At 73.0% G+C, this 2,310-nt stretch carries 2 protein-coding genes; both read left to right on the top strand.

Annotation, left to right across the window (positions count from 1 at the left end):
* A partial coding sequence (locus ABZ471_RS48395) for a beta-ketoacyl reductase (protein WP_359075551.1) occupies positions 1-2,052 on the top strand: 2,052 nt, incomplete at its 5' end.
* 66 nt (positions 2,053-2,118) lie between these two features.
* On the top strand, positions 2,119-2,310 hold a 192-nt coding region (locus ABZ471_RS48390), incomplete at its 3' end, for a beta-ketoacyl synthase N-terminal-like domain-containing protein (RefSeq protein WP_359075549.1).

Genomic DNA, 2,310 nt, shown 5'->3' with positions numbered 1-2,310 from the left:
GATGCGGACGGGGTCGGCGAACCCCGGCTGCCGTTCTCGTGGACCGGCGTGTCCCTCGCGTCCTCCGGCGCCACTGCACTGCGCGTACGGCTGGCGGCCACGGACGACGGTGGTGTGTCGCTGTCGGCTGTGGATACGGCCGGCCGGCCCGCCGTGTCGGTGGAGTCACTGGTGCTGCGCGCGGTGAACACGGAGCAGTTGCGGGTCGGCCGGAAAGAGGACCTGTACCGGCTGGAGTGGCAACCGGCGCCCGGCGGACCGCTGAGGGCGACCACCGGCCGCTCCGTGACCCTGGGTGCCGATCTCGACCTTGCGGCCCTCGGAGAGTCCGTCCCCGAGGTCGTCGTCGCGCCCTTCACGGCCGGTGACGTGGCGCCGAAGGGGTTGGCCGAGCAGGCGCGTACGGCTACGCAGCGCGCTCTGACCCTGATGCAGCAGTTCCTCGCCGACGAACGTCTGGCCCCGACGCGGCTGGTCTTCCTCACCCGCGGCGCGGTCGCGACCCGGCCGGGCGACGACGTCGCCGACCTGGCCAACGCCCCCGTGTGGGGTCTGGTCCGCTCGGCGCAGCGCGAACACCCCGACCGCCTCTGGCTGGTGGACGGCGCCGAGGAGGCACTGGCCGCGAACCTGGCCATGGGTGAGGAACCGCAGCTGGCAGTGCGCGACGGCGCGGTCCTCGTCCCGCGGCTCGTACGGCACACCACGCCCTCCCCGCACCCCGCCACGAGCCTCGGCGGGCAAACCGGCACCGTCCTGATCACCGGCGGCACCGGCACCGTAGGCGCCCTGACAGCCCGCCACCTGGTCACCGAACACGGAGTACGCCACCTGCTCCTGACCAGCCGTCGTGGCCAACAGGCGCCAGGGGCCGCTGAGTTGATCGCCGAGCTGGAGGCCGTCGGAGCCCAGGTCACCATGGCCGCATGCGACGCGGCCGACCGCGAGGCCCTGGCCGTCGCGCTCGCCGCCATCCCCCCGGACCGGCCACTGACCGGCGTCATCCACGCGGCCGGCGTCCTCGACGACGCCACGACCACGGGCCTGACCCCGGACCAGCTCGACCGTGTCCTGCGCCCGAAGATCGACGCCGCGCTCAACCTGCACGACCTCACCCAGGACCACCAGCTCGACGCCTTCGTCCTCTTCTCCTCGGCGGCCGGCGTGCTCGGCAGCCCCGGACAGGGCAACTACGCGGCGGCCAACGCCTTCCTGGACGCCCTCGCGGCACACCGAGCCGCGGGCGGGCTGCCGGCGCAGTCGCTGCCGTGGGGGCTGTGGAGCGAGCGGAGCGAGCTGACGGCGTCGCTCTCGGACGCGGAGCGCGAGCGTACGGGACGCTCGGGTGTACTCGGCCTGTCGTCCGGGGAGGCACTGGCCCTCTTCGACGCAGCGCGGAGTTCCGGCGAGCCCGTGCTCGTGCCGATCCGCCTCGACCACGCGGCGCTTCGGAGTCAGGACGTACCGCCGGTGCTGTGGCACGAGGTGCGCCGCCCGGGGCACGCCGGTCCGGGGCACGCGCGGCCGGCGGCCGCATCCGCCCGGGAGCGTCTGCTGGGGCTGCCCGAGGAGGAGCGTCTGGCGGGCCTGCTGGACCTCGTCCGCACCCATGTCGCCGCGGTACTGGGCCACTCCACCACCGGCTCGGTGACGGCGGAGCGCGCGTTCAAGGAGCTGGGCTTCGACTCGCTCACCGCCGTTCAGCTGCGCAACCAGCTGGCCGCGGCGACCGGAATGAAGCTCCCGCCGACCGTGGTGTTCGACCACCCCACCCCGGCGGCCCTGGCCGAACACCTCGGCGGCGAACTCTTCGACGAGGGCCCGGACCCGGACTCGACCGCCCTGCTGCAGGAACTCGACCGCCTGGAATCGGCCCTGCTCTCCTCCACGTCCCGGCTCCCGGACCCGGAGCACGTGTCGTCCCGGCTGCGCGCGCTCGCCGCGAAGGTCGCGGGAACCGACGGCGGCAGCACGGACATCGACCAGGAAATCGCCTCGGCCACAGCTGACGAGCTGCTCGGCCTCATCGACAAGGAATTCGGCTCCGTGTGACGCGGACCGGTTCGAGGCGATGAGCGGCACTTCCCACGTGATCTTCGAAAGGCGACGGACAAGGCGATGGCAGAGCAGGAAAAACTCCTCGAGTACCTGAAGCGGATGACGGCCGACCTCCGGCAGGCGAACCAGAGGCTCAGCGACGTCGACGCGAAGGCGCACGAGCCGATCGCCATCGTGGGCATGGGCTGCCGCTTCCCCGGCGGGGTGGGTTCCCCGGAGGAGCTGTGGCAGTTGGTGGCCACCGGCTCGGAC

The sequence above is a fragment of the Streptomyces sp. NPDC005728 genome (genome assembly GCF_040630895.1).
Taxonomy (GTDB): domain Bacteria; phylum Actinomycetota; class Actinomycetes; order Streptomycetales; family Streptomycetaceae; genus Streptomyces.
Note: the sequence above shows the minus strand (reverse complement) of the source record. Positions and strands in the feature narration are given on the sequence as shown.